Here is a 15,298-nt window from a genome sequence, read left to right as displayed (position 1 = left end):
TGCGGTATGAGGACATTTAACTCGCCGCGCTTTGATACTCAGCGAAAGCCGCCAGAAGCGCTAGCGCCCGGTCCACGTCGGCCTGGATGGTTGGCGCGCCCACGGAAAGGCGCAACGCGCCCACTGCCGCGCCGTCCAGGCTCTTGCGCAAGGCTGGAATGCTGAAGCGGCCCTCCAGGTCATCGAGCGACGCGGCGAGCGGCAGCGCATCGAAGGCGAAGGCCTTCTCAGCCGCGCCGGGATTGCAGAAGCAGCCACCCCGGATCGCGACACCGTGGTCCAACGCCACGCGCTCGACCGCCTCGTAGGCCACGATCCGCCCCTCGGCATCCAGCAGGTTGAAGGCCGCCGCGCCGCCGCGCCCCTCCATGTTGGCGGGGCCATAGAGCCGCACCTTGGGCGCGCCGTTCGGATGGCTGAGGCCGCCGATCTCGTCCAGGAACCGCTGGGTGAGCCTGTCGATATGGGCTCGCAGCGCCTCGTGCGGGATCTGATCGAGGAAGGAAAAGCCCGTCTCCAACGCCGCTATGTCCAGATAGTTGGGCGTGCCATCCTCGAAGCCCTCATGGCCCGCGCGCAGCGTGTGCCGATCGTGCTCGACCGACACGAAATCCACCGTGCCGCCCGCAAACCATGGTCGCCGCAGCCGCGCCAGGGCCGACTTTCGGGCGATCAGCGCGCCGACACCGGTCGGCAGGCCGAACAGCTTGTAGAACGAGCAGGCCACGAACGCGGCCGGATGCCGGCGCAGGCTGAGCCCTCCGCACGCCCCGGCCGAGGCCGCGTCGATCAGGACGTCGCAGCCCAGGGCGTTGGCGGTGTCGACGAGGCTGAGATCGTGTCGGACTCCGGAGAAGTTCGACTGCTGCGGGAACGCCAAGAGGCCCCGCCCGCGCACGGCTCGAAGGCGCTCGTCGCCGTGGTCAAGACGCAGCTTCGCGTTCAGCGGCAGCACTTCCACCGGCGCCGACGCTCGGCGAGCGTATTCCCGTATCCCATTGACCGAGTTGTGATTGTCGGCGGTCAACACCAGGCCGCGCTCTGGCGAGAACGGATAACTCTCTGCGACCAGCTTCAAGGCCGCCGTAGCGTTGGCGGTGAAGCAGACCTCGTACACAGCCGGGTCGGCGTCGAAGAAAGCCAGGGTCGCGGCGCGGGCGGCGTCCATCACCTCGGCGCTGTTGCGCGAGGCCAGGTGCTCGGAGTGCGGGTTACCAAACACCCCCGCCTCCAGCTGCGCCGCGTGGGACCGCGCCTGCGAGGCCCCGTAGAGGGCGGCGGCGGTGTAGTCGAGATAGGCGATCCCCGCCGCGTCCAACCGGCCGAACTCCTCGGCGCGGAAGGCCTCGAAGTCGAACGCCGGCGTCGTGATCGGTTGGCGAGCTAGCATCCGCGCCTCCGGTACGTCTTGGGCGCCACCGATTCGCCAGTGGCCTCGCCGACCTGCGGGAAGCCGCCGAAATAGCGGCTGAGATCGGCGACGGCCTCACGCTCGGCGACGGGCATGTCCGCCGGCAGCACCGGCGTCATGACCTCCGCCCACCAGTCGGCGAGGCCGCCGGGAATAAAGACCACGTCGGCGACGCCGAGCGCCTTCAGCAGCACCCAGGCCTGGCCGGCGTGCGCGCCCTCCTGCGAATAGAGCACCACCGTCTCGCCGGTCCTGAAGGTCGTGCGCACCAGCCGGTCGATCGGGAGGTTCTCGGCGGTGGGAATGCCGTCCTCGGCGAAAGCCTTGGCGTCGCGGACATCGATAACGCGCAGGCCGGATTTTCGTGCGCGAATCCAGGTCGCCAGCTGACGGGCGCTGACGTGGTCTGATCCGTCGTCGATGGCGCGGGCGATGGCGTCGAGGTCCAGGCCAGCCGGCGCAGTCCGGGAGGGGGTCCCGACGAACGGCGCCATTAGACCGAGGGCCAGCGCACCAAGACCCAGGCGTCGGGTCGTGCTCATCGCCGCGCCTCCCACCGCCCGATCGCGGCCAGCAAGCCGACGCAGGCCAAGGTGACGATGGCCACCACCACGCCGTAGGGCAGGCCGGTCAAGCGCGGCAGGGTCATCGCTCCCATCGGCGTCGCGCCGTAGAAGCGTTCCAAGCTCGGAAAGGCCAGGCCCATCGCGAACATGCCGACCAGCAGGCCGAGCACGGTCGCCGCGCCCTCGCCGCGCCCACTGGCCATGGCCACGCAGCACGTGCCGGGACATAGGCCGCTCAGCACGAAGCCGAGACCGAAGACCAGGCCGCCGACCAGCTGCGGCAGCAGAAAGGTCTCGGGCACATAGACCTCGTTCAGATCGACCAGGCCGAGCCGGTTCAGCCAGAAGGCCCCGAGCATGGCCGTCACCAGCGCGCTCATCATCACCTTCAGCACGGTGAAATCGCGCAGGAAGAACTGCCCGGCCAGCTTGGGCGGATCGCCGAGACCCGCGCGTTCCAGGGTCCAGCCGAACGCGACCCCGACGGCCGCCGCGACGAGGAGATCGCTCATGCCCACAGCCTCCGCAGCAGCGGCGCGGCCAGGAAGCCGGCGGCGAACAGGGCGATCATGAACACCCAGGCCCCAAAGCTGAGCAGCGCGCCGCCGCTGAGCGCCAGGCCGCTGGTGCAGCCCCGCGCCAGGGCCGCGCCGACGCCCATCAGGACGCCGCCCGTCATTGCGGCGACCAATCGTCCGCGGGGCGCCGGCGCCCGCTTCTTGACAAGCCGTCCGGCCAGCCAGGCCGAGAGACCCGCGCCGAGGATCAGTCCGCCAACTTCGACGACCATCCACGACGCCCAGCCGCCACTCAAATAGTCCTGGACCCAGGCGTTCCGGGTGAAGCTCCCGACCGCATGGCTGGCGACGGCGGCGAAAGCGCCGGACGCGCCCAGGCCCTGGCCGCTCAGCGCGAAACAGCACAGCAGCACCAGTCCCAGACCCACGCCTGCGAGATAAGGATCGGCGTAAGGACGCGGCGTCATCGCTCGACCGGCAGGTCACGCAGCGACCAGTCCTCGAACGAGCCGTCATAGAGCACCGCGTCGACCCCGGCCGCGCGGGCGGCCAGCAGTACGGCCGTGCCCTGCTGGCCGATGTGGCAGTAGACGATGGCCTTGTCGCCGAACTTGACGCCGGCCTTCTGGAACAGAGCCAGCAGGTCGTCCGGCCGCTTCACGGTCAGGTCGTCGTTGGTGATGCTGGTGAACGGCAGGCTACGCGCGCCGGGGATGTGGCCGCGCTTCATGTGGCCGTACGCGCCCGACGGCATCAGGCCGTCATAGAAGACCTGAGCCCGCGCATCGATCAGGGCGTAACCCGGCTTGCCGGCATTGGCGCGGACATAGTCGGCGTCGACCACCGTCGGGCGCAGCTGGATCGGCGCCAGCGCGCCGGGTTTAGCCACCGGGACCGCCTCGGTCGTTACCGCCCCGCCCCCGCGACGCCATGACTTCATGCCGCCGTCCAGCAGCTCCGCCCGCGCGCCCAGGCCCGCGCTCTGCAGCGCGAACAACACCCGCGTGGCCGGCGAGACCCAGTCGCTCCCGAAATAGACCACGACCCGTGAGCGGTCGGTGACGCCCAGCGCCTGCAGCCTGGCGCGCAGGTCCTCGGCCGACGGCATCTGCAGGCTGCGACCGCCGACGTCGACGGCCAAGTCCATCTGGCGGACGAAGCGCGCGCCGGGAATGTGGCCGGCCTTGTAGTCGTCCGCGTCGCCGACATGCAGCAGCACGAGGTCGGGATCCTTCAGGTGGCCCTTCAGCCACTCGGGCGAGATCGTCACCTCTTCGCGCGGCGCGGCCTGAACGCCGCCCGCCATCATCACGGCCGCCACGGCCGCCGCCAGAAACCGCTGTCGCATGATCTTTCCCCTTCTTCGGTGAGGACCATGGATACGGGCGCGGCGGACAGCGGGGCCGTTGGCGCGACGAAGCCGCCCCTCGCCCGACGAAACGGCCCAGGACGGGATGGGCCGCCGTGCGTGCACGGCCGGGCTTTGCTAGCTTGGCGGAATGGCGACGCTCAACGACGATCTCCGCACCCGACTGCCGCGCGGCGTGCTGTCCGACCTGGGCGGCTGGACGCTGTATCAGAGCTTCCGCACCTTCACCTGGCCGTGGCTGCTGCGGCGCGGGATCGTGTTCTGGCCGCTGGCAGTGGCGGCCGGCTCGGCCTTCGCGGCCTATCACGCCTCAAGCATGGGGACCTGGAGCGACTGGCCCCCGCTGGCCTGGCGCGCTTGCCTGGCCGGCCTGGTGACGGTCACGGCCGGCCCGGCCCTGGCGACCCTGATCCGCCACCTGCGCCCGCCGGCGATCCTGGAGCGCGTGCTGGTGATCGCGGCCATCGGCCTTGGCCTATGGATCGGACTGCTCGCCCTCTCGTGGGCTTCGCACTATCACGACCATCTGATGGAGGGTTATTCCGGCCGCTCGATGAAGGTCGGCGCCTTCGCCAGAGCCTTCGCCCAGGTCTTGCGCGCCAGCATCGACACCTCGGTCTTCGTGTGGATCTTCGCGGGCGGCGGCCTGGCGACGGTCTATTATCTGGGCGAGCGGGGGCGCCTGGCCCAGTACGCGACCCAGCATCAGCTGGAGACCCTGCGCGCCGAGCGCAGCGCGGCCGACACGCGCCTGGCCGTGCTGCAGGCTCAGGTCGAGCCCCACTTCCTGTTCAACACCCTGGCCTCGGTGCGCTCGCTGATCGCCAGCGAACCCGCGCGCGCCGCTCAGACCATCGACGCCCTGGCCGACTACCTGCGCGCCGCCCTGCCCCGCCTGCGCGAAGACCGGGTCGAGGACGCCACCCTGGATCGCCAGATCGAGCTCTGCCTGGGCTATCTTGACCTGATGCGGGTGCGGATGGCCGGACGGCTTTCCGTGCGGATCGAGGTCGACGAAGCCCTTCGCGCCCTGCCCTTCCCGCCGCTGATCCTGCTGACCCTGGTCGAGAACGCCGTCACGCACGGGGTCGAACCCAAGCCCGGCCCAGGCGAGATCACGATCGTCGCGGAGGTCGACGGTGGCAGACTGATCGTCTCGGTCGAGGACGATGGCGCGGGCCTCACGCCCGGCGTCACCCCGGGCCTCGGTCTCGCCAACGTGCGCGCCCAGCTGCAGAGCCTGTTCGGTGATCGCGCGGGCCTGGACGTCACCTCGCGTCCCGAGGGCGGCGTCAGCGCCCGCATCCACGTGCCGATCGCATGACCCAACCCTTCACTGCCCTGATCGCCGAGGACGAGGCGCCGCAGCGCCAGGAGCTGCGCGCCATGCTCGCCGACCTCTGGCCCGAGCTGACGGTCATCGCCGAGTGCGAAGACGGCCTGGAGGCGCTGGAGGCGTGGACCACGCGCGCGCCGGACATCGCCTTTCTCGACATCCGCATGCCCGGTCTCAACGGCCTGGAGGTGGCGCGGCAGGCGCCGGAGGCGGCTCAGATCGTCTTCGTCACCGCCTATGACGAGTTCGCGGTGAAGGCCTTCGAGGCCGGGGCCGTCGACTATCTGCTCAAGCCGATCCGCGCCGATCGCCTGGCCGAGACCGTGGCGCGACTGCGGGCCCGACGCACGGCGCGCAGGATCGACATGGCGGCTCTGGCCGAGGCCCTGTCCGGCCACTTCGCCCCCCGGCGGGCGATCGGCTGGATCACCGCCAGCGTCGGCGAAGTGGTGAAGATGATCGCCATCGACGACGTCCTCTGCTTCCAGTCAGAGGACAAGTACACCCGCGTCGCCACGGCCTCGGAGTCGGCCCATATCCGCACGCCGCTGAAGGACCTGGCCGCTCAACTGGATCCAGAGGACTTCTGGCGCATACACCGCAACGCCATCGTCCGCGTCGCCGCCATCCGCCAAGTCAAACCGGACGAGGACGGACGCCTGCACCTCTGGCTCAAGGGCGTCGCCGAGCCGTTTCGGGTCAGCGACGCGTTCCGTCATCGCTTCCGGGCGATGTGAAGCCAAGACGTCGTGGACAAGCATCCTGGCGACTCAATTCTCGTAAAATTGGCTCGATAAGGCGGTCGCGGTGCGCCAGGCTAGGACCCTCCCCGCGTACTCGCGGCAAAGGCTAGGCCGCACGCGCCGCCCCCATCGTGTCTCCTGGCTCAACGATCGAGACCGATATGTCGCGCAGGAGCTGGCGGAGCTCGTTGCGGAGCTTGCTTGCAGCGACGCCGGTTCGGGGACGGAGGGTCCGCGTCGCGCCGGACCAGGCGCACGGAGCGAGATAGCTTCTGGCCCAGGCGACGCCCTTCCTCTCGGCCACGGCTCGCCAGATGTCCGCCGGTCCTTCGAAATTGGTCGCTTCCGCCGTCGGACGAGTAGCGGGCGAGCCGACCGCAGGCCGGCCTTCGGCCCAGCATCCCCCGCGCAGCCAGTTCATGGGCGATTTGATGTACCGAGCGGCCCGGCCGAGCACGAGGATCGCGTAACGCCTTGCCCCTTCGATTAGAGCGTCGATGGAGGCCTCGCCGCGTTGAACAAGCCGTCGGAACGCGATCCGCGCCCCACGCTCCTCGATCTTGCTGGGATAGGCCGACCAAAACACGGTGAAGCCGGCCTCGACGTCAGGCGGCTCGCGCGCGTCTGGTTCAGTGATCGGTTCAATGATCGGTTCTTCCATATAGGGCGGCGCCAATTTGGCGGGTGACGCCGTTGAGATTGGCGAGTGGACCGCGCCAGATCGGCGGCTAGAGGCACGCTGAACGCCCGTCGCTTTGTCGACCTTTTGGCCGCTATCGCCCCGCGGGTCGCCATCAACGCCCCCGCCCTTCTCGCGACGAAGCACATAGACATAGGCGCTGTCGCTCCGGCGTCGCCCCGGCCGCACCACGCGGCTGATCCAGCCTTCGGCGATAAGCCAGCTCAAATGGCGCTCGACGGTGCGCTCGCCTTGCGAGGTCCACTCGCTGAGACGCCTGATCGAGAGAAAACAGGTCCAGGCGTCTGGGCCTCGGTCACTGGCGTGCTCGGCGAGGGCGAGCAGGACGAACTTGGCGCCGGAGCGGTCGACCGGGACGCTGAACGCCCACGTCATGGCTTGAAGCCCCATCGCTACGCCCTCGGCTCGGAGAGCGCGCGGACGACGCGCCAGACCAAAACGGGAACGTACTGTGGTCGATTTTGTGTCACGACCGCCCCAAACACCCGCCTATGTTCGCGCCTCGTTCCGGTTTTCGGGAAACGCCCGGCCTTGTGATTACCCCAGAAAACCCTTACGGCACGGGCAGCGGGGACGTGGCGGAATGGTAGACGCGCCGGACTTAAAATCCGTTGGAGCAATCCGTGTGGGTTCGAGTCCCACCGTCCCTACCATCGACGCACGCCCGCCTAACCCACGAACGGTTGCGGTCCAGGCCCGAAACCCGCAGCGCGCGATGTGACCGAAAGGCGTGCCGCGCAAGGGTCTGCCCGCCCTGCGTGAATAAGACATTTCGCATAGATTATACGTTTCTTGGGACCTCGACTCCGCTCAAGATCGGCACGGCGTTCACGTATCGCCACTCGATGAGTCGTTTCCTCCCCCACCGTCGCGTCCGAGTTTGTGAGCATGGCTGAAGACAAGACCCCCGATCCCGTCGACATTCATGTCGGTCGTCGCCTGCGCATGCGCCGCAAGGATTTGGGGTATTCCCAACAGTCCCTGGCCGACGCGCTGGGCCTGACCTTCCAGCAGGTGCAGAAGTACGAGGGCGGATCCAACCGGATCAGCGCCAGCAAGCTGCAGGCCACCGCCATGTTCCTGAAGACGCCGATCGGCTTCTTCTTCGAAGGCCTGGACGATCCGGAAGGCGCGGACACCACCGCCGCCGACCTGGCCAATGAGATGGCCCAGTTCTGGTCGCAGCCCGGCGGCCCGGAGCTGGCGCGGTCCTACGTGGCGATCGAGTCGACCGGCATGCGCAAGCATCTGGTGGACCTGGCCAAGGCCATCGCCGGCGAGGACTAGGTCCTCCGCGAACCTCAGCCCGGCTCGGCCAGCAGCTCGATGTTTTGCGCCTTGGCCTCGGTCAAGGCGGCGATGAGCTCGGCGACCGCCGCGTCCAGTTCGGCGGCGTCGCGGCCGCGCAGGACGAGGTTCGCGCCGTAGACGTCCGGCGGGCTGAAGAACGGATAGCTGCCCAGCGACATGTCCGGATGGGCCTTGGCCACCGCTTCCAGCGGCGCGGCGATCGCGCCCTCGCCGGTGCCGGTGACGCGCACGGTCTTGGCCAGCACGACCGCGCCCGTGCGCAGGCGCGGGCCGACGTCCTCCAGCATGCCGCGCATGATGGCCGGCACGCCCGCCAGCACGAAGACGTTGTCCTTCTGGAAGCCCGGCGGCCCCTGCACGGGGTTGTTCACCAGGCTGCCGCCTTCCGGCACATGGGCCATGCGGCGGCGGGCGGCGTTGGGCTCGCCCCAGCGCTCGCGCAGCATGGCCATGATCTCGGGATGCTCCGGGGCCGTGACGCCAAAGGCCTTGGCGATCGAGTCGGCGGTGATGTCGTCGTGGGTCGGGCCGATGCCGCCGGTGGTGACGACGTAGTCGTAGCGGGCCCGCAGCGCGTTGACCGCGTCGATGATCTCTTCCTCGATGTCCGGGACCACGCGGGCCTCGCGGAGGTCGACGCCGTAGGTCGCCAGGTACTTGGCGATGGCCGACAGGTTCACGTCCTGGGTCCGGCCGGAAAGGATCTCGTCGCCGATGATCATCACGGCGGCCGTGACGCGCTCGCCAACCTTGCCTTGGGTGGTGGTCATGCGTTCGATCCCTTACATCGCCTGTCGCTCTTGTTCTCCGACTTAGGCCGCACATGCTGCTCCCGCAACCGCTCGTTCATGGCCGGCTGATCAGTCGCTACAAGCGCTTCTTCGCCGATCTCATACTGGACGACGGACGCGAGATCACCGCCCACTGCCCCAATCCGGGGGCCATGCTTGGCGTCCGGGATCCCGGCCAGGGCGCCTGGGTGTCGTGGTCGGACGATCCCAAGCGCAAGCTGGCCTGGACCCTGCAATGTGTCGAGCAAGGCAACGCGCTGGTGGGCGTCAACACCCTGCTGCCCAACAGGCTGGTCGCCGAGGCGCTGGCGGCGGACGCCATCCCCGAACTGACCGGCTATACGACCATCCGCCCTGAGGTGAAGTACGCGCAGGCCAGCCGCGTCGACTTCCTGCTGACCCACGAGGACCGCCCGCCCTGCTGGCTGGAGGTCAAGAACTGTCACTTCAGCCGCACGCCGGGCCTGGCCGAGTTCCCCGACTGCAAGGCCGAGCGTTCGACCCGCCACCTGTCCGACCTCGCCGCCCAGGTCGCCGAGGGCGACCGCGCCGTGGTGCTGTTCGTCGTCCAGCGCGAGGACTGCGAGACCTTCCAGGCCTGCGCCGACCTCGACCCAAAATTCGCGGCCGGCCTGGACGCCGCGGCCAAGGCGGGCGTGGAGGTGCTGGTTTACGCTTGCGCCATGAGCCCGCAGGCCATCCGCATCGCCAGACCGATCCGCTGGGCTCATTCTCACCTAACAGCGATTTAAGCTGCAATCGGCTCGCATTTCGCTACCCATTCCGGGCGCGCGAACTGAGGGGATCGCATGAAGACGACTGTCCTGGCCCTGGCCGTTCTGACGCTCGCCCTGTGTGGGTGCGGCCCCAGCGAGCCCGGCAAGTCCGAAAGCGGCATGATGACGGGTCTGCGGGCGATCTTCGCCTTCAAGGCCTGCACCGGAAAGCTGGAGGACCGCTTCGGCCTCAAGACGATATCCAGCGTCAACTCCAACGACATGGACCCTGTCTCGACGGGCAAGCCCGGCGAATGGGACGTCAAGTTCACGGCGGACCTGACCGAGAAGGAGACCGGCCGGGTGACGCGCTACAAGGGCGTCTGCCACGTGCGCCGCGACAAGCCCACGACCCTGGACGCGGCCTTCGTCAAGGAGATCCGCCCGGCGACCGACACGGTGCGACGCATCAATCCTCAGTGAAGGCGGGGCATTGAAAGCGGACTTGGGGTTGAAATCCGTGCTAGCATGGACAGATACGCCCCTTCCGCCGACCAGATCGCCGCCCGAAACGCGGCGGCGACGCCCGAGTAGAGCATGACCCTAGACGACACCCTCGAGATCGAAGCCGAAACCCGCACGGGCCAGATCAAGATCCACACGGCCGCCGACTTCGAGGGCATGCGCAAGGCCGGCAAGCTGGCGGCCGAGTGCCTGGACATGCTGATCCCGCACGTGCGGCCGGGCGTGTCGTCGGATCACCTGGACACCCTGGCCCGCGAGTTCATCCTGGATCACGGCGCCCTGCCGGCCTGCCTGTACTATCGCGGCTACCCCAAGACGGTCTGCATCTCGCGCAATCACGTGGTCTGCCATGGCATTCCCGGCGACTGGAGCCTGAAGGAAGGCGACATCGTCAATATCGACGTGACCGTCATCGTCGACGGTTGGCACGGCGACACCTCGCGCATGTACGGCGTCGGCGAAGTGGGCCCGCGCGCCCGCCGCCTGGTCGAGATCACCTATGAAGGCATGAAGCGCGGCCTGGACGCCGTGAAGCCGGGCGCCACGCTGGGCGACATCGGCAACGCCATCCAGAGCTATGTCGAGGCCCAGCGCTGCTCGGTCGTCCGCGATTTCTGCGGCCACGGCCTGGGCCGCGTCTTCCACGACGCGCCGAACATCCTGCACTTTGGCCGTCCTGGCCAGGGCGCGGTGCTGAAGCCCGGCATGTTCTTCACCGTCGAGCCGATGGTGAACCTGGGCAAGCCGGCCGTGAAGGTGCTGAACGACGGCTGGACCGCCGTGACCCGCGACAAGTCGCTGTCGGCCCAGTGCGAGCACTCGATCGGCGTGACCGAAGACGGCTACGAAATCTTCACCGCCTCGCCGGCCGGGCTGTTCCAGCCGCCGATCGTGGGCTGACCGCCTAGCCACTAGACAACCTTGGCGCGATGCCGCCAAGATGCTCTCGCAGAGTCGGGGGCGGCATGGTCAGCGTCAAATCCTTGGGCGCCTCGGACGCCGAGACCGTCCCGTCGGCCTTGGTTCAGCCGACCAAGGCCAAGAGGGTCTCGGCCCACGCCCACCACGCCGGGCACCGCGAACGCCTTCGCCAGCGCGCCAAGATCGGCGGCTTCGTGGCCCTGCCCGACTACGAGTTGCTGGAGCTCTACCTCTTCCGCACCTATCCGCGCGGCGACGTCAAGCCGCTGGCCAAGAGCCTGCTGGCCCGCTTCGGCTCGCTGGGCGCGGTGCTGGGCGCGACGATCGAGGAGCTGGCCACCGTGCCCGGCGTCGGCGAGGCGGCGGCCATGGACATCAAGCTGCTGCACGAGGCTGCCTTGCGGGCTGGCCGCGACAAGATCTTCAAGCGGCCCGTGATCAGCTCGTGGAGCGCCCTGCTGGGCTATGTCCGTGTCGCCCTGGCCAATGAGTCGCGCGAGCAGTTCCGCGTCCTGTTCCTCGACAAGAAGAACCAGTTGATCGCCGACGAGGTGATGAACCGGGGCACGGTCGACCACGCGCCCGTCTATCCGCGCGAGGTCATGCGGCGAGCGCTGGAGCTGTCGTCCAGCAACATCATCATCCTGCACAACCACCCGTCCGGCGACCCGACCCCCTCGCGGCCGGACATCGACATGACCAAGCAGATCGTTGAAGCGGGGAAGGCGCTGAAGATCGCTGTCCATGACCACCTGGTGGTCGGCCGCGAGGGCGTGGCAAGCTTCAAGGCGCTGGGGCTGATGTAGGTGGGACGGATGCAGATCAGACAGGGTTCGGATCAGGACGTTCATTTCGCCACGGGATCAGCCAGCTTGGCTTGACGCCTTGTCGCCAGACCTTAGCGTCACGGCTCCTGTTGCTCCGGAGTCCCCGCATGCGTCGCCTGCTCACCGTTCTCCTCGGCTCGGCCGCTCTGCTGACCGGCGTCGCTCACGCGGCCGACACCAAGAAGGCTCTGGAAAAGCCCGGCGAAATCCCCAAAGCGATCAAGGCGCTGCATGACGGCTTCCTGACCCTGGACACCCACCTCGACACGCCCGAGCACTTCTCGCGTCAGGGCTGGTCGATGGTCGACCGCCACGCGGTCACCGAGGACGGCACGCAGGTCGACTTGCCGCGCATGAAGACCGGCGGCCTGGATGGCGGCTTCTACGTGATCTACACGGGCCAGGGCGAGTTGACGGCCGAGGGCTATCGCAAGGCCCGCGACTTCGCCCTGAACCGCGCGACCGAGATCCGCGAGATGGTCGCCGCCCACCCCGACCAGTTCGAACTGGCCTACACGGCCGACGACGCCGCGCGGATCAACAAGGCCGGCAAGAGCTTCGTCTTCCAGAGCATCGAGAACTCCTGGCCGATCGGCGAGGACCTGACGCTGCTGCGGACCTTCTACGCCACCGGCGTGCGCATGGCCGGTCCGGTCCACTTCCTGAACAACCAGTTCGCCGACAGCTCGACCGATCCGAAGGGCAAGATCTGGCACGGCTATTCGCCGCTGGGCCTGCGCTGGCTGGCGGAGGCCAATCGCCTGGGCATTCTGGTCGACGTCAGCCACGCATCGGACGACGTCGTCGACCAGTCGATCGCCCTGTCCAAAGCGCCGATCATCGCCTCGCATTCCGGCGCCAAGGCGATCTTCGACCATCCGCGAAACCTGGACGACGTCCGTATCAAGAAGATCGCCGACAGCGGCGGCGCCATCTGCATCAACTCGGTCTATCTGAAGGCCTCGGAGCAGCCCAGCGCGGAGCTCATGGCCGCGCTGAAGGCCCTGGGTCCGCTCGACGACGAGGCCACCGAGGCGCAGGTCAAGGCCAGGATGGTCAAGATGGCGGAACTCAAGGCCAAGTATAAGTTTCCCGCGCGCGCCAACTTCGAGATTTTCATGAGCAGCATGCTGCACACCCTGAAGATCGCGGGGCCCAAGGCCGTCTGCGTCGGCGCCGACTGGGATGGCGGCGGCGGCGTCGAGGGCCTGGAGGACGTGGCCGACCTGCCCAAGATCACCGCCCGCCTGAGGGCCGAAGGCTACAGCGACGCCGACATCCAGGCGATCTGGAGCGGCAATGTGCTGCGACTGGTCGCCGGCGCCCAGGCCTACGCCAAGAGCGTCGCGAGCAAATAGGATCTAGCGGGGCGGCCCCTCGAAGGCCGCCCGTCGCGCCGCCGCCGGGGTGTAGACCCGCGCCAAGCCGTCGGCCAGTCCCGCCCGCTCGGCCGGGGTCAGGGTGGCGGCGTAGCTGGCCAGGGCGGCCTCGACATTGCCGCGCGCCTGCAGGTCCAGGGCGCGCGCCGTGCTCAAGCGCTTGGCGACCTCGGCGGCGTCGAAGCCCGGGGAACCGAGGGCGGCAAGGGCCGCCTGCCGCTCGGCGCGGGCCTGCTGGGCCAGGGGCCTGTTCTTCTTGTTCGCCTCGCCGAGCGCCTTGCGGAACGCCTTGCGGCTGTCGGGCGAGAGCACGTCGCCGGCCGAGATCAGGGGGGGTCTGGCGGGGGCGGCCCGCGTCGCGTCCTCGACGGGCGGCGCGGCGGCCACCGGGGGCGAGACGGGCGGCGTCATGGCAGGCGCGGCCGGCGGCGCTCGAGTCGTCGCGTGATGCGCCGGCTTGGAGGGCGCCTCGGTCGGCGCAACGGGAACGACCGTCGCGGGAACGGCTGTCGCGGGGATGGTCGGCGCCGCGAGACGCGGCGCATAGGCGGTCGTGACGGTCGGCGCGACCGGCGGCGCCGTCAGACGCGCATAGCCCATGCCGGCCAGACCGCCGACCAGAAACACATTGACCACGGCCGAAGCGGCCAGGGCGATGATCCAAGGCCGCGACGTCATAGCTCTGACGGCTCCGCGATGGCGTCCTGCAGGGCCGACGAGGTGTCGACGGCGGTGACGACGGGCTGTTCGGCCACAACGATCGGCGCCACGGCTTGCGGACGACCGACCGCCACGCCCACGGCGATTCCGGCGAAGGCGGCGGCCGACAGGCCCAGGGCCGCGCCCAGTCCGGCGATCCAGCGGCGGGCGGTGGTGGGCGCTTGTGGCGCGGCGGCGATCAGCCGGCCCAGCAGGGCGGCGTCGGCGCTCTGGGCGGGCGCCAGGTCCAGCAGGCGATCCAGCCGCGCGGCGGCGCTCAGCACCGGCGACAGGCGCGTCGCGTTCGACGCCAGCAGCGCGCGCGCGGCCTCGCGCTCGCCTTCCGGCCAGCGCGCGATCTCGCCGCCATAGGTTTCGGCCAGGTCCTCGAACCGCCCCATAGCCATCTCTGGCGTCATCATGACCACGCGTCCTTCATCCGCCAGCCCCCTGTAGATCCGCCAGCGACGCCTTCAGCGCCCGACGCCCGCGAGAGAGCAGGCTCTCCAGCGCCTCGACGCTGATCCCCATCAGTCCCGAGGCTTCGATATTGCCCAGCCCCTGATGGTGACAGAGCACGATCGCCTCGCGTTGGCGCGGCGGCAAGGCCGCCAGCGCCGCCTCGACGCGCTTGGACAGATCCGCGCCGATCAGGCCCGCATCCGGAGCGGGACCGGTGTCGATCTGCTCGGGCGGCGTGTCCGTCGCGATCTCTCGTCGTCGACGCAGACGGTCGTAGCAGAGGTTCAGCGCCACCCGGTGCAGCCAGGTGTCGAACTTGGCCGCGCCTGGCTTCCACCCCCGCGCCTGTTTCCAGGCGCGCAGGAAGGTCTCCTGGGCGACGTCCTCGGCCTCGCCCGAGTCGTTCAGCATGCGCCTGGCCAGGGCGAGAATGCGCGGCAGGCGTCGGTCCAGCAGCCTGCGGACGGCGGACGGGTCGCCCCGGCCCACCCCCGCCAGCAAGGCTTCGTCGGGGTCGTTCCCGTCGGAGGCCAACCGTCAATCTACCGCGCACGTCGCCATCAGACCCCGACCCTGGCCTTGCCGGGCTTGGCCTGCAATTCCTCCAGCGTCAGGACGCCGTCATTGTTGGTGTCCATTCGCTTGAACCGCCAGGCCAGCAGGGCGTCGGCTTCGGTTCGCGACAGGGAGCCGTCCTTGTCCGTATCGAAGCGGGCGAACAGGCGCTGGCCGCGCTTGCCGGCCTTGCCCGACGCCTTGGCGTCGACCTCGGCGTTCTGCTTGCGGAAGGCGGCGAACTCGTCGGGCGAGATCTTGCCGTCCTTGTTGGTGTCCAGCCGCGCGAACAGCTTGTCGCCGTTCTTGGCCTGGAACTGCTGCAGGGTCATGCCATCCGTAGCCGCGGGCGCGGCTTTAGCGGGCGCGTTCTGGGCCAAGGCGGGTGCGGCCAGCGCCAGAACGGCGCCGGCGGCGATCAGGGTGCGTACGATCATCTGTCTCAAGGTCTCCATTGGGGAAGGCCCGT

General features: G+C 68.9%; 19 protein-coding genes, 1 tRNA gene and 1 pseudogene. 9 read left to right on the top strand and 12 right to left on the bottom strand.

What is annotated here, in order from left to right:
* Positions 1 to 16: 16 nt before the first annotated feature.
* From ACW175_RS04935 to ACW175_RS04915, 5 genes are read right to left on the bottom strand one after another with little or no spacing between them, the layout of a single operon-like run.
* Positions 17 to 1,390, bottom strand: coding sequence for an aminotransferase class V-fold PLP-dependent enzyme (locus tag ACW175_RS04935; RefSeq protein WP_492103521.1), 1,374 nt, complete (start codon positions 1,388 to 1,390; stop codon positions 17 to 19).
* Positions 1,384 to 1,953 carry a rhodanese-like domain-containing protein gene (locus tag ACW175_RS04930; protein WP_492103520.1) on the bottom strand — a complete coding sequence of 190 codons (570 nt, stop codon included), beginning with the start codon at positions 1,951 to 1,953 and terminating at the stop codon, positions 1,384 to 1,386. The genes ACW175_RS04935 and ACW175_RS04930 overlap by 7 nt, the downstream gene beginning before the upstream one ends.
* The gene (locus ACW175_RS04925; protein ID WP_492103519.1) at positions 1,950 to 2,489 is read right to left on the bottom strand and encodes a YeeE/YedE thiosulfate transporter family protein; all 540 of its coding nucleotides are present in this window, start codon (positions 2,487 to 2,489) and stop codon (positions 1,950 to 1,952) included. Before ACW175_RS04925 ends, ACW175_RS04930 begins: the two co-directional genes overlap by 4 nt.
* Entirely contained in the window at positions 2,486 to 2,962 is a 477-nt protein-coding gene (locus ACW175_RS04920; RefSeq protein ID WP_492103518.1) for a YeeE/YedE thiosulfate transporter family protein, read from the bottom strand. The genes ACW175_RS04925 and ACW175_RS04920 overlap by 4 nt, the downstream gene beginning before the upstream one ends.
* Positions 2,959 to 3,843: a sulfurtransferase gene (locus tag ACW175_RS04915; protein WP_492103517.1), complete on the bottom strand. Its 885-nt coding sequence runs from the start codon at positions 3,841 to 3,843 to the stop codon at positions 2,959 to 2,961. The genes ACW175_RS04920 and ACW175_RS04915 overlap by 4 nt, the downstream gene beginning before the upstream one ends.
* Positions 3,844 to 3,994: 151 nt before the next feature.
* Here ACW175_RS04915 and ACW175_RS04910 point away from each other — a divergent pair, with 151 nt between their 5' ends.
* On the top strand, positions 3,995 to 5,188 hold the full coding sequence (locus ACW175_RS04910) for a sensor histidine kinase (RefSeq protein WP_492103516.1): 1,194 nt from the start codon (positions 3,995 to 3,997) through the stop codon (positions 5,186 to 5,188).
* The gene (locus ACW175_RS04905; protein ID WP_492103515.1) at positions 5,185 to 5,937 is read left to right on the top strand and encodes a LytR/AlgR family response regulator transcription factor; all 753 of its coding nucleotides are present in this window, start codon (positions 5,185 to 5,187) and stop codon (positions 5,935 to 5,937) included. Before ACW175_RS04910 ends, ACW175_RS04905 begins: the two co-directional genes overlap by 4 nt.
* Positions 5,938 to 6,049: 112 nt before the next feature.
* On the opposite strand, the gene ACW175_RS04900 is transcribed toward ACW175_RS04905, so the two are convergent.
* Positions 6,050 to 6,604 (bottom strand): LvrA C-terminal domain-related protein, encoded by a 555-nt coding sequence (locus tag ACW175_RS04900; RefSeq protein ID WP_492104896.1) that lies wholly within the window; start codon positions 6,602 to 6,604, stop codon positions 6,050 to 6,052.
* Positions 6,605 to 6,832: 228 nt separating this feature from the next.
* A pseudogene (locus tag ACW175_RS04895) lies at positions 6,833 to 7,018 on the bottom strand (helix-turn-helix domain-containing protein); the annotation flags it as partial.
* 194 nt (positions 7,019 to 7,212) lie between these two features.
* On the opposite strand from ACW175_RS04895, the gene ACW175_RS04890 reads away from it, so the two are divergent.
* Positions 7,213 to 7,296 (top strand) — tRNA-Leu (locus ACW175_RS04890).
* A gap of 235 nt (positions 7,297 to 7,531) precedes the next feature.
* A complete protein-coding gene (locus tag ACW175_RS04885) occupies positions 7,532 to 7,930 on the top strand; it encodes a helix-turn-helix domain-containing protein (protein ID WP_492103514.1) in 399 nt (132 codons plus the stop codon).
* A 14-nt stretch (positions 7,931 to 7,944) separates the two neighbouring features.
* Here ACW175_RS04885 and ACW175_RS04880 read toward each other — a convergent pair whose 3' ends face one another.
* Positions 7,945 to 8,724 carry a competence/damage-inducible protein A gene (locus tag ACW175_RS04880; protein WP_492103513.1) on the bottom strand — a complete coding sequence of 260 codons (780 nt, stop codon included), beginning with the start codon at positions 8,722 to 8,724 and terminating at the stop codon, positions 7,945 to 7,947.
* Between the two features lie 53 nt (positions 8,725 to 8,777).
* On the opposite strand from ACW175_RS04880, the gene sfsA reads away from it, so the two are divergent.
* The 5 genes from sfsA to ACW175_RS04855 all read left to right on the top strand — a co-directional run bounded on the left by sfsA (position 8,778) and on the right by ACW175_RS04855 (position 13,092).
* The gene (gene sfsA, locus ACW175_RS04875) at positions 8,778 to 9,497 is read left to right on the top strand and encodes a DNA/RNA nuclease SfsA (protein WP_492103512.1); all 720 of its coding nucleotides are present in this window, start codon (positions 8,778 to 8,780) and stop codon (positions 9,495 to 9,497) included.
* Positions 9,498 to 9,554: 57 nt separating this feature from the next.
* Positions 9,555 to 9,944, top strand: a complete 390-nt coding sequence (locus tag ACW175_RS04870) for a hypothetical protein (protein WP_492103511.1) — start codon at positions 9,555 to 9,557, stop codon at positions 9,942 to 9,944.
* A gap of 114 nt (positions 9,945 to 10,058) precedes the next feature.
* Positions 10,059 to 10,886 carry a type I methionyl aminopeptidase gene (gene map / locus ACW175_RS04865; protein ID WP_492103510.1) on the top strand — a complete coding sequence of 276 codons (828 nt, stop codon included), beginning with the start codon at positions 10,059 to 10,061 and terminating at the stop codon, positions 10,884 to 10,886.
* A 65-nt stretch (positions 10,887 to 10,951) separates the two neighbouring features.
* Entirely contained in the window at positions 10,952 to 11,713 is a 762-nt protein-coding gene (gene radC / locus ACW175_RS04860; RefSeq protein WP_492103509.1) for a RadC family protein, read from the top strand.
* Positions 11,714 to 11,841: 128 nt separating this feature from the next.
* A complete protein-coding gene (locus ACW175_RS04855; protein ID WP_492103508.1) occupies positions 11,842 to 13,092 on the top strand; it encodes a dipeptidase in 1,251 nt (416 codons plus the stop codon).
* Between the two features lie 3 nt (positions 13,093 to 13,095).
* Here the strand turns inward: ACW175_RS04855 and ACW175_RS04850 are convergent, their stop codons facing one another.
* The 4 genes from ACW175_RS04850 to ACW175_RS04835 are packed head-to-tail and all read right to left on the bottom strand — an operon-like array spanning position 13,096 to position 15,266.
* Positions 13,096 to 13,791 carry a periplasmic heavy metal sensor gene (locus ACW175_RS04850; RefSeq protein ID WP_492103507.1) on the bottom strand — a complete coding sequence of 232 codons (696 nt, stop codon included), beginning with the start codon at positions 13,789 to 13,791 and terminating at the stop codon, positions 13,096 to 13,098.
* Complete coding sequence (locus ACW175_RS04845) at positions 13,788 to 14,234, bottom strand: hypothetical protein (protein ID WP_492103506.1); 447 nt, start codon at positions 14,232 to 14,234, stop codon at positions 13,788 to 13,790. The genes ACW175_RS04850 and ACW175_RS04845 overlap by 4 nt, the downstream gene beginning before the upstream one ends.
* A gap of 13 nt (positions 14,235 to 14,247) precedes the next feature.
* Positions 14,248 to 14,808: an RNA polymerase sigma factor gene (locus ACW175_RS04840; RefSeq protein WP_492103505.1), complete on the bottom strand. Its 561-nt coding sequence runs from the start codon at positions 14,806 to 14,808 to the stop codon at positions 14,248 to 14,250.
* A 26-nt stretch (positions 14,809 to 14,834) separates the two neighbouring features.
* A complete protein-coding gene (locus tag ACW175_RS04835; protein WP_492103504.1) occupies positions 14,835 to 15,266 on the bottom strand; it encodes an EF-hand domain-containing protein in 432 nt (143 codons plus the stop codon).
* Positions 15,267 to 15,298 lie beyond the last annotated feature (32 nt).

The sequence above is a fragment of the Caulobacter sp. FV1ye6ST genome, from assembly GCF_058681225.1.
The sequence above is the reverse complement of the archived record's forward strand: the minus strand, read 5'-3'. Positions and strand labels throughout refer to the sequence as shown.

What these genes read in the sequence shown, in the direction of transcription:
- ACW175_RS04935 (WP_492103521.1), bottom strand. Translation starts at nt 1,390, where the DNA reads ATGCTAGCTCGCCAACCGATCACGACGCCGGCGTTCGACTTCGAGGCC.
- ACW175_RS04930 (WP_492103520.1), bottom strand. Translation starts at nt 1,953, where the DNA reads ATGAGCACGACCCGACGCCTGGGTCTTGGTGCGCTGGCCCTCGGTCTA.
- ACW175_RS04925 (WP_492103519.1), bottom strand. Translation starts at nt 2,489, where the DNA reads ATGAGCGATCTCCTCGTCGCGGCGGCCGTCGGGGTCGCGTTCGGCTGG.
- ACW175_RS04920 (WP_492103518.1), bottom strand. Translation starts at nt 2,962, where the DNA reads ATGACGCCGCGTCCTTACGCCGATCCTTATCTCGCAGGCGTGGGTCTG.
- ACW175_RS04915 (WP_492103517.1), bottom strand. Translation starts at nt 3,843, where the DNA reads ATGCGACAGCGGTTTCTGGCGGCGGCCGTGGCGGCCGTGATGATGGCG.
- ACW175_RS04910 (WP_492103516.1), top strand. Translation starts at nt 3,995, where the DNA reads ATGGCGACGCTCAACGACGATCTCCGCACCCGACTGCCGCGCGGCGTG.
- ACW175_RS04905 (WP_492103515.1), top strand. Translation starts at nt 5,185, where the DNA reads ATGACCCAACCCTTCACTGCCCTGATCGCCGAGGACGAGGCGCCGCAG.
- ACW175_RS04900 (WP_492104896.1), bottom strand. Translation starts at nt 6,604, where the DNA reads ATGGAAGAACCGATCATTGAACCGATCACTGAACCAGACGCGCGCGAG.
- ACW175_RS04885 (WP_492103514.1), top strand. Translation starts at nt 7,532, where the DNA reads ATGGCTGAAGACAAGACCCCCGATCCCGTCGACATTCATGTCGGTCGT.
- ACW175_RS04880 (WP_492103513.1), bottom strand. Translation starts at nt 8,724, where the DNA reads ATGACCACCACCCAAGGCAAGGTTGGCGAGCGCGTCACGGCCGCCGTG.
- sfsA (WP_492103512.1), top strand. Translation starts at nt 8,778, where the DNA reads ATGCTGCTCCCGCAACCGCTCGTTCATGGCCGGCTGATCAGTCGCTAC.
- ACW175_RS04870 (WP_492103511.1), top strand. Translation starts at nt 9,555, where the DNA reads ATGAAGACGACTGTCCTGGCCCTGGCCGTTCTGACGCTCGCCCTGTGT.
- map (WP_492103510.1), top strand. Translation starts at nt 10,059, where the DNA reads ATGACCCTAGACGACACCCTCGAGATCGAAGCCGAAACCCGCACGGGC.
- radC (WP_492103509.1), top strand. Translation starts at nt 10,952, where the DNA reads ATGGTCAGCGTCAAATCCTTGGGCGCCTCGGACGCCGAGACCGTCCCG.
- ACW175_RS04855 (WP_492103508.1), top strand. Translation starts at nt 11,842, where the DNA reads ATGCGTCGCCTGCTCACCGTTCTCCTCGGCTCGGCCGCTCTGCTGACC.
- ACW175_RS04850 (WP_492103507.1), bottom strand. Translation starts at nt 13,791, where the DNA reads ATGACGTCGCGGCCTTGGATCATCGCCCTGGCCGCTTCGGCCGTGGTC.
- ACW175_RS04845 (WP_492103506.1), bottom strand. Translation starts at nt 14,234, where the DNA reads ATGATGACGCCAGAGATGGCTATGGGGCGGTTCGAGGACCTGGCCGAA.
- ACW175_RS04835 (WP_492103504.1), bottom strand. Translation starts at nt 15,266, where the DNA reads ATGATCGTACGCACCCTGATCGCCGCCGGCGCCGTTCTGGCGCTGGCC.